8 protein-coding genes and 2 pseudogenes are annotated in these 7,985 nt (G+C 68.0%); 8 read left to right on the top strand and 2 right to left on the bottom strand.

The window, feature by feature from the left end:
• The 4 genes and pseudogenes from DM816_RS44025 to DM816_RS38095 form a co-directional block, all read left to right on the top strand.
• Positions 1–276, top strand: a pseudogene (locus DM816_RS44025) (hypothetical protein); the annotation flags it as partial.
• Positions 273–710: a ribosomal protein S18-alanine N-acetyltransferase gene (gene rimI / locus DM816_RS38105; RefSeq protein ID WP_117215357.1), complete on the top strand. Its 438-nt coding sequence runs from the start codon at positions 273–275 to the stop codon at positions 708–710. The pseudogene DM816_RS44025 and the gene rimI, both read left to right, overlap by 4 nt.
• 10 nt (positions 711–720) lie before the next feature.
• Positions 721–1,764 carry a tRNA (adenosine(37)-N6)-threonylcarbamoyltransferase complex transferase subunit TsaD gene (tsaD, locus tag DM816_RS38100; RefSeq protein WP_117215359.1) on the top strand — a complete coding sequence of 348 codons (1,044 nt, stop codon included), beginning with the start codon at positions 721–723 and terminating at the stop codon, positions 1,762–1,764.
• A 10-nt stretch (positions 1,765–1,774) separates the two neighbouring features.
• Positions 1,775–2,029: a hypothetical protein gene (locus DM816_RS38095; protein WP_117215358.1), complete on the top strand. Its 255-nt coding sequence runs from the start codon at positions 1,775–1,777 to the stop codon at positions 2,027–2,029.
• Between the two features lie 17 nt (positions 2,030–2,046).
• On the opposite strand, the gene DM816_RS38090 is transcribed toward DM816_RS38095, so the two are convergent.
• Together DM816_RS38090 and DM816_RS44975 are read right to left on the bottom strand one after the other, a co-directional pair.
• A complete protein-coding gene (locus DM816_RS38090) occupies positions 2,047–2,487 on the bottom strand; it encodes a hypothetical protein (RefSeq protein WP_246002593.1) in 441 nt (146 codons plus the stop codon).
• A gap of 318 nt (positions 2,488–2,805) precedes the next feature.
• Positions 2,806–3,674 (bottom strand): annotated as a pseudogene (locus DM816_RS44975) (NsdA family TPR-like regulatory protein); the annotation flags it as partial.
• A gap of 7 nt (positions 3,675–3,681) precedes the next feature.
• Here DM816_RS44975 and DM816_RS38075 point away from each other — a divergent pair.
• The 4 genes from DM816_RS38075 (at position 3,682) to DM816_RS38060 (ending at position 7,920) form a co-directional block, all read left to right on the top strand.
• The gene (locus tag DM816_RS38075; protein WP_117215353.1) at positions 3,682–3,894 is read left to right on the top strand and encodes a hypothetical protein; all 213 of its coding nucleotides are present in this window, start codon (positions 3,682–3,684) and stop codon (positions 3,892–3,894) included.
• Between the two features lie 13 nt (positions 3,895–3,907).
• Positions 3,908–4,228 carry a hypothetical protein gene (locus DM816_RS38070; RefSeq protein ID WP_162908258.1) on the top strand — a complete coding sequence of 107 codons (321 nt, stop codon included), beginning with the start codon at positions 3,908–3,910 and terminating at the stop codon, positions 4,226–4,228.
• A gap of 183 nt (positions 4,229–4,411) precedes the next feature.
• A complete protein-coding gene (locus tag DM816_RS38065) occupies positions 4,412–6,106 on the top strand; it encodes an ABC transporter ATP-binding protein (RefSeq protein ID WP_117215351.1) in 1,695 nt (564 codons plus the stop codon).
• Entirely contained in the window at positions 6,103–7,920 is a 1,818-nt protein-coding gene (locus tag DM816_RS38060; protein WP_117215350.1) for an ABC transporter ATP-binding protein, read from the top strand. Before DM816_RS38065 ends, DM816_RS38060 begins: the two co-directional genes overlap by 4 nt.
• The last annotated feature ends 65 nt before the right edge of the window (positions 7,921–7,985 follow it).

Genomic DNA, 7,985 nt, shown 5'->3' with positions numbered 1-7,985 from the left:
ATCACGTCGTTGCTCGCCGAGCGTGGCGTGCTGTCCGGGGTGGGCGAGGGCGCCGCGAAATACGCCGACGTGCTCGGCCTGGTTCCTCCCGCCCCCCAGCCCTCCGGGCCCGCCCCCCTTGCCGCGTTCGAGCCGCTGTATCCGCCCATGGAGCACTTGGTCGCGCTGGTCGCCGAGCGGGTGCTCGCCCGGGCCGAGTCCGAACGGCTCATCCCGCTCTACCTTCGCCGCCCCGATGCCGTAGAGCCCACGACGAGAAAGCCAGTGCATCGATGAAGATCGAGCGGTTGCGCTGGTGGCAGATCGAGGATCTGTTGCCGATCGAAAAGGAAGTGTTCGGCGCGGAGGCGTGGACGGCGCCGATGTTCTGGAACGAGCTCGCCAACGGGCACCACTATCTGGTGGCGACCGACGACAACGGCGCGATCCTGGGCTATGCGGGCCTGGCCGTGGGCAAGGGCGAGGCGTGGATCAACAACATCGCGGTGCGGCGCGAATCGCAGCGGCGGGGTGTCGGGCGTGCCCTGCTGGAGCGGCTGCTCGACGAGGCCCGGCGGCACCAGGTGCGGCAGGTGCTGCTGGAGGTAGCGGCCGAAAATGCGCCCGCCCAAAAGCTTTACGCCACATATGGTTTCGAGGTGATCGGGGTGCGCCGGGGCTACTATCAGCCGAGCAACACCGACGCGCTCGTGATGCAGATGGAGTTGTGAATTGGCCGGGTTGCGGGACGAGCCCCTGGTGCTGGGCATCGAGACGAGTTGCGACGAGACGGGTGTCGGCATCGTGCGCGGGCACACCCTGCTCGCCGACGCCCTGGCGTCCAGTGTGGACGAACACGCCAGGTTCGGCGGGGTGGTGCCTGAGGTCGCGAGCCGGGCACACCTGGAGGCGTTGGTCCCCACCATCGACCGCGCCTTGGGCGAGGCCGGGTTGACCATAGGCGACATCGACGCCATCGCGGTCACGGCCGGGCCCGGTCTGGCGGGGGCGCTTCTCGTCGGCGTGGCGGGGGCCAAGGGGCTCGCGCTGGCTGCGGAGAAGCCCGTCTATGGGGTCAACCACCTCGCCGCCCACGTGGCCGTCGACACGCTTGAGCACGGGCCGTTGCCCGGCCCCGCGATCGCGCTGCTCGTCTCCGGTGGGCACTCGTCACTGCTGCGGGTCGAGGATCTGGCCACAGGCGTGCGGCCGCTCGGCGGCACCATCGACGACGCGGCCGGAGAAGCGTTCGACAAGGTGGCGCGCCTGCTCGGGATGCCCTTCCCGGGCGGGCCGCCGATCGACCGTGCGGCACGCGAAGGCACGGTGACCGTCAGCTTCCCACGCGGGCTCACCGCGGCGCGCGACATGGAGCGGCACCGGTTCGACTTCTCGTTCTCGGGGCTCAAGACCGCCGTCGCGCGGTGGGTCGAGGCCCGCGAGCGCGACGGGCAACCCGTCCCGGTCAACGACGTGGCCGCGTCGTTCCAGGAGGCGGTGTGCGATGTGCTGGTGACCAAGGCCATCGACGCGTGCCGCACCGAAGGCGTCGACATCCTGGTGATCGGCGGGGGTGTGGCGGCCAACTCGCGGCTGCGCGCCATGGCCACCGAGCGGGCGGCCGCGCACGGGATCGCCGTGCGCATCCCGCGGCCCAAACTGTGCACCGACAACGGTGCGATGGTGGCCGCGCTGGGGGCCCACCTGGTGGCGGCCGGCGCAAGCCCGTCGGCGCTTGACTTCCCGGCCGATTCGGCCATGCCGCTCACGCTCGTCGGCGTGTAGCTTGCGTGGGGTGATCGTGCGGATGTGGGAGGTGCGGGGATACCCGCCGACCTTCAGCGAGCTGCTCCAATGGGTGTGCGACATAGCGGTGCCCACGATGGAACAGCATTATCAGCACATCTCCACCGAGGTCTTCTCCTCCACCGACCACCGCATCGTCGTCATCTCCCGCTGGCACGGCCAGCCGCCCGATGCCCCACAACCCCCGGCCGACCTCGTCGCCCGCTCCGCCCACGCCTGGGACTTCACCCCCGTCGACCGGTGACCCGAATGGGCAGATGTCTACGAGGTGGCTCGCGCTGCTCCCTCGGGCCAGATGACATGTATCGGCAAACCTCGCAGGCGGGCCTGTTCGACCACCGCACCCGTGCTGCCGCGGTCCACACCGGACTGTCCATCCCAGACCGCGAAAAGCTCGTCGCAGGAGGCCAGCAGGACCTCATTGGCGGCTTCATAGGCGTCACGGCCCGCCTCTTCGAATGGCAAGGTGTGAACCTTCGATGCCCGGCGCATCAGGGCATCGAACTGTGCCGCCTGATCGGGCTTCACCTTGGTCTCGCGATAATCCGCGGTCGGCATGACAACCTCAAGCCGACCGCCGGCATCGAGCACCGCCTCGGCGAAAATCGAGTCAGCGCCGCGGGCGATGCAGCTGATGCCCACCAGCTCACCGCCGACGTGGGGTGCCAACAGACTCTTGATCGCCTGGTAGACCAGGGACACGCTTTCCGGCGTCAGATTCATATGTCCCGTAACGGCGATCCGTGGCAACACTCCTCCTGGGCTTCAGCCGGGCTGCGCAACAAGCACTGATCTTATCTGTTTCTGCATTTGGCAATTGGATGACATGGCGCGGGCGGGAGGTGTCCATGAACTGGGTAATACCGCTTTCACACAGCCTGGAGTACCAAGATTGCGCGGGCTTGGATATCGAAATCCCGCACCTTCGGGTACCGCTTCAACGCAAATGATCTCGGTAGACCGGGTGACGCTCTCGGGTGTCAGACTCATGTGTCCGATGATGGGTTTTGGCGGAGAGCCCTATCCCGGCCGGCACGCTTCGTATGCCTGACGCAGGTCGTTGGCCTCCCGGATGCCGGTCCGCTCCACACCCGACACGATCTCGGTCGCGCGCCACCAGTTGGACGGAACCACGCGACCAGAGGTGATGGCGGTAGTGGCCACGGCGGCTGCCTCGTCGGGCCGCTGGCTGGTCAGCAGGGCAAGGCCGAGGTCAAGCTGCGCGGAGGCGATTCGCCGTGGCCTGGCCCTTCCGGCCTTAGCCTCGCCTTCAAGTTGGACGATCACCTCTCGTGCATACTCCTCGGCCGCCGGGTCGCCGGCCCACGCCAGCGTTGTGGCCGTGTATGTGTTGGCCTTGCTTGGGTCATAGCGGTAGTGGTGCTCGGGCCGGTCGGGGACGGGCAGCGAGGAGATCAGCCGGGCCACCCGGTCCAGCACGGCACGGGTCTGGGTGCGCTGACCAATCGGGGCCCATGCCCGCCCTCCTGTGCGGTCGCCTGAATTCGCGCAGAGCTTCCAGCCGGCGCGATGGTCTGGGCCTGCTGGGACACGTCGACAGCGCGCCGGTAGTCGCCGTTGGTCACTGCCTCCCAGGCTTGGGTTTCCAGGCACCACGCCCGGATCTCCTGGTGTTCGGCGTGCTCCGCCAGTGTTGCGGCGGTGGCAAGACGGGCATGTGCGGCCGAGCGTTGATGTAGATCGATGTGAACGGTGGCGGCAAGCAGCGATAGCCAACCGCCTATGGTGATGAGCTCCCGCCGGCGGGCGAGAGTCATGCGCGTGTCCATCAACTGGGCGACGTAGGTCAGATGAGCACGGAGCCGGCCGATGAGTTCGGCTGGCGGAGTGCTGGTGTAAGCGCAGGCGAGATCGTCGGTCGCGGTCTGTTTCAAGATGAACATCACCGAACTTTTGATTACCGGCTACGACGGTGAAAAGGCGGTGTTCGCGGTCAACCTTTCGTCCAATGCCGCAACGATGGTGGTCGGCACGGAAGGCACCCGCGGCGAGGTCATCGTGGATTCGGTAAGCTGTCAACCGACGCCGGCCTTTTCGGAAGTGTGGAAAGTCTTGCAGCACTTGCCCGTCGCGCCGGTGCAGATGTAGACGACGCTTCGCCGTGCTGACCGGTTCAGTTCCGTTTCCGGTGTGGGCTTTACGCGCGGAGCTGCCATGGCGTCATGAAGAGCCGGCGTTCCACGAGGGGCGGATGGATGCCGTTCCGCTGCACTCCGGGCGGCCATTCACGGACGGGCCGGGGGCGGTTGTCACCAGCTTCGACCCGCAGCCGCGCTTTGTCGACCTTGAGCGGCCGCCGGAGGGCGGTCGGCTTGAGATCGTCGTGCTTGGGCCGCTGGCGATGGCATCCGCGTTCGCCGCGCGGCTGTCAATTGCGGAGGTGACCTCTGAAAGGACGTGTTCCTTCAATGCGGATCGGTAGCGGTGCCGGCGTTAGAGTTCGGTATCGGCGCTGCAGAGGCATCTGTGATTGTCTCCGCGGACCTACTGACTCATCCGATCGTGCTTGGCTGCTGGCATTGGCGCGTGCGTATGCCAAGACTTCAGCGGCTCCTTTGAAATTCGGTGGCGGCCAAAGCGCCGGTAGGCGTAGGTTCAGGCGGCTATGCGGTCACTGCCTAACGCCGATCACGGCACTCCCGACACCCGGTCAGCCACCAGATATCTTTTGTGGCTGGCCCGATTGCAGTGGCGCAACATCGCCTACGGCATGACGTTCGGTGTGGTGTGGATGGTCACCGGCGCGCTGATCCCCGCGACGCTCGGCAAAGCGATCGACGCGGGTTTCACGCATGGTGACATGGGTGCCCTGGCCTGGTGGGCCGGGGCTTTTCTGTTGCTGGCGGGCGTGCAGGTGACCGCCGGGATTCTGCGTCACCGCAACGCGGTCTACAACTTCCTGTCCGCCTCCTACCGCACGGTGCAGGCCGCGGTCGCGCACACCAACCGGCTCGGTGCGACCCTGCCCAAGCGCCTGGCCACCGGTGAGGTGGTGGCGATCGGGGCGGCCGACATGAGCCACATCGGCAACGGGATCGACATCTCGGCCCGGTTCGCGGGCGCGGTCGTCACGGTGATCGTGATTTCAGTCATCATGCTCAACGCTTCACTCACGCTCGGGTTGGTGGTCGTGCTCGGTGTGCCGGTGGCGCTCGCAGTGACGAGCCTGCTCGTGCGCCCGCTGCACCACCGGCAGATGGCCTATCGCGACCAGCAGGGGGCGTTGACCGGCCAGGCGGTGGACATCGTGGCCGGGTTGCGGGTGCTGCGCGGGATCGGTGGCGAGTCCGTGTTTTCCCAACGGTACCGGCGGGAGTCGCAGCGGCTGCGCGCCACCGGCGTGAGCGCCGCGCGGATCGACTCGCTGCTGGAGGCGGCCGAGGTGCTCGTGCCGGGCCTGTTCATGGCGCTTGTCACCTGGTTGGGTGCGCGTTACGCGCTGCGCGGCGAGATCACGCCCGGGGAGCTTATCTCGTTTTACGGCTACGCGGCGTTCATGATTGTGCCGCTGCGCACGTTCGGCGAGGCGATGGACAAGTTTACCCGCGGGCATGTCGCGGCCGGGCGGGTGCTGCGGCTGTTGCGCGAGCAGGCCGAGATCACCGATCCAGCCGATCCGGTGCGGCTGCCGGAGCGCGGGCCGCTGCACGACCCGGAGTCCGGATTGACTATCCAATCCGGACTGTTGACGGCGATTGTTTCGGAGCGGCCGGAAGACTCCATCGAGATCGCTGAGCGGCTCAGCCGGTACCAAGAAAGCGAAGTGACACTGGGTGGGGTGGCCTTGAGCCAAGCGACCAGATCCCATGTCAGGGAGAGGATTCTTCTTGCCGACAACAATGCGCGGCTGTTCACGGGGGTGCTGCGCGAGGAGCTCAATCCGCTTGGCAAGCCTGGGATTGACGATGCGCTGCGTGCCGCGAGCGCACAGGAGATTGTCGACGCGCTGCCAGACGGGCTTGATTCCTTCGTCGCCGAGCGCGGGCGCGAGTTTTCCGGCGGGCAGCAGCAGCGGCTGCGCCTGGTGCGGGCGTTGATGACCGAGGCGCCGACGCTGATTCTGGTCGAGCCGACCAGCGCGGTCGACGCGCACACGGAGGCACGGATCGCCAAGCGGCTCAAGCCATTCCGGCGCGGGCTGACGACCGTTGTCACGACCTCCAGCCCGCTGGTGCTCGACCACGCCGACCGCGTGGTTTATGTGGAGGATGGCAAGGTGCTGGCCGAGGGCACGCATCGCGCGCTGCTGGCCGACGAACCGCGCTACCGCCGAGTGGTGACACGTGAGGAGGATTCGTGAGCCGCGTGGCACTTCCCATCGCCGACAAGCCGGCGGTCCGGTCCTATGCGCTGACCACGATTAGGCAACACGGCCGCGAGTTGTCCAAAGTGGTCGGTCTGCATGGGCTGGCCGCGCTCGCCGGGCTCGGCGCGCCCGTGCTGCTGGGCCGGATCGTGCAGACCGTGGCCGGTGGCACCCTCGCCACGGTGGACATGCTCGCGCTCGGGCTGGTCGCGTTTGTGCTCGCGCAGACCGTGCTGATTCGCTTCGCCGCGTTCGCCTCCGCGCGCTTTGGCGAGAAGGTGCTCGCCGAGCTGCGCGAGGAATTCGTTGACCGGGTGCTGGCCATCCCACTGTCCACTGTGGAGCGTGCGGGCACGGGCGATCTGGTCACGCGGACCAGCCGCGATGTCGCGGCCATCTCACACAGCGTGCGGCGCGGCGTGCCCGAGACGCTGATCGCCGTCGTGACCATCCTGCTCACGGGCGGCGCGCTGGTCTGGCTGTCGCCGCTGCTCGCGCTGCCGTGCCTGGTCGGCGTGCCGATCCTGACCATCGCCGCGAGGTGGTATCTGCGCCGTGCCACGCCCGCATATCTGCGCGAAAACGCCACGTCGTCCGAGCTGATCGACGGGCTGACGGAGACGGTGGAGGGCGCGCGGACCACCGAGGCGCTGGCCGGATACGAGCGGCGCACCAAGCGCACGCAGCATGACCTGCGCGAGAACTACCTGGCCGAGCGGGCGACGCTGCGGCTGCGCACCATCTTCTGGCCGATCGCCGACATCGGGTTCCAGCTGCCGGTCGCGTCGACACTCGTGTTTGGAGGGTGGTTCTACCTTGAGGGCTGGGTCGGGCTGGACGAGGCCGTGTCGGCGGTGTTCCTGGTGCAGCAGCTGATCGAGCCGGTCGACCGCCTGCTCAGCTGGATGGACGAGCTGCAGGTCGGCGGCGCTTCGCTGGCCCGCCTGCTCGGAGTGTCCATGGTTTCCGATGATCGGACGCCCACCGGGATCACGCCCGTGGACGAGCGTATCGTCTCGACGGACGTCCGATACTCCTATGTGGACGGCCGGGATGTGCTGCACGGCATAGAGTTGGCGATCGAGCCGGGCGAGCGCCTGGCCATGGTCGGCCCCTCGGGCGCCGGCAAGTCGACCCTCGGCCGCCTGCTGGCGGGCATCGACGCCCCGCGCACCGGCAGCGTGACGGTCGGCGGCGCGTCGCTTGTGGAGCTTCCGCTGGAAGAGCTGCGCGGTCATGTCGCGCTGGTGACCCAGGAGCATCATATTTTTCTTGGTACCCTGCGGGACAACCTCGCGCTCGCCAAACCCCAGGCGACGCAGGAGCAACTGCGCGCCGCGCTGGCTGCCGTGGATGCGCTGGAGTGGGTCGACGACCTGCCGCATGGCCTCGACACCGTCGTGGGCAGCGGCAAGCACGAGATCTCGCCACCGCAGGCGCAGCAGATCGCGCTGGCTCGCCTCGTGCTCGCCGACCCGCACACGCTCGTGCTCGACGAGGCCACCTCGCTGATCGACCCCCGCTCCGCCCGCCATCTGGAGCGCTCGCTGGCCGCGGTGCTGCACGGCCGGACGGTGATCGCGATCGCGCACCGGCTATTCTCCGCGCACGACGCCGACCGGGTCGCGGTCATCGAGGACGGCCGCATCGCCGAGCTCGGCTCACACCACGAACTGGTGGCCGCCAACGGTTCCTACGCCGCGCTGTGGCGCTCCTGGCAGGCTGAGCCTTCCGCAGCGGGTCGGCCCGGATCGCTTCGCGCCCGGCCCCACCCGCGCAAGAGCACGGCTTCGCCTGAACAGAGTTGAGCGCGGGTCCGCAGCGGGTCGGCCCGGATCGCTTCGCGCCCGGCCCCACCCGCGCAAGAGCACGG

Origin of the sequence: Allorhizocola rhizosphaerae, from assembly GCF_003426775.1 — a bacterium.
Classification (GTDB): Bacteria; Actinomycetota; Actinomycetes; order Mycobacteriales; family Micromonosporaceae; genus Allorhizocola; species Allorhizocola rhizosphaerae.
Note: the sequence above shows the minus strand (reverse complement) of the source record. Positions and strands in the feature narration are given on the sequence as shown.

Excerpts from the sequence above, each read along its gene's own strand:
- rimI (WP_117215357.1), top strand. The coding sequence starts at position 273 with ATGAAGATCGAGCGGTTGCGCTGGTGGCAGATCGAGGATCTGTTGCCG.
- DM816_RS38075 (WP_117215353.1), top strand. The coding sequence starts at position 3,682 with ATGAACATCACCGAACTTTTGATTACCGGCTACGACGGTGAAAAGGCG.
- DM816_RS38065 (WP_117215351.1), top strand. The coding sequence starts at position 4,412 with ATGCGGTCACTGCCTAACGCCGATCACGGCACTCCCGACACCCGGTCA.